The organism is Vibrio sp. 704 (assembly GCF_033339295.1).
Map to the genome: position 1 here is coordinate 1 of NZ_JAWOUH010000919.1, position 539 is coordinate 539.

The window sequence follows — 539 nt, forward strand, 5'->3', positions numbered from 1 at the left end:
CACCTCAACGAACTCCAGTTCGTTTTGATTGCTCTTAATATCGGTTAACGCGGCTTTATGGCCAACACCTGGTTTAAGCTCAATCAAGCCCGCATCAGCGAGTAGTAACAGCCCTCGGCCTCCATTAGTTGGGTCGTTTGGAATGGCAATTCTGGCACGGTTTGGTAACTCTTCTAACGAACGGTATTTATTGGAATAAATCCCCATGCGCATCAAGATAGATTGGCCAATTGAAACGAGCTGAGAGTTATGACTGCTGTTGAAGTTATCCAAAAAAGGTTGGTGTTGGTAGCTGTTAATATCGATGCTACCGTCACTCAGCGCGGCGTTAGGTGTCACGTAATCAGAGAACTCGATGACTTCAACATTTAGCCCTTGCTTTGCAGCTTCTTTCGCTACTGCTTCAACTACTTGTGCATGTGGCCCAACCGTAGCTCCGACTTTGATTACTGAATTATCTTTTTCTCCGCAGGCACTTAAGCTGAGCGCAGCAGCGAGAACCCAAGATAACTTTTTGATGTGACCTAAATTTGTCATCG

General features: G+C 45.6%; 1 protein-coding gene. It reads right to left on the reverse strand.

The features are described from left to right. The coding region (locus tag R7R24_RS29875; RefSeq protein ID WP_318120610.1) for a MetQ/NlpA family ABC transporter substrate-binding protein at positions 1-537 on the reverse strand (537 nt) is incomplete at its 3' end. Between the last annotated feature and the right edge of the window lie 2 nt (positions 538-539).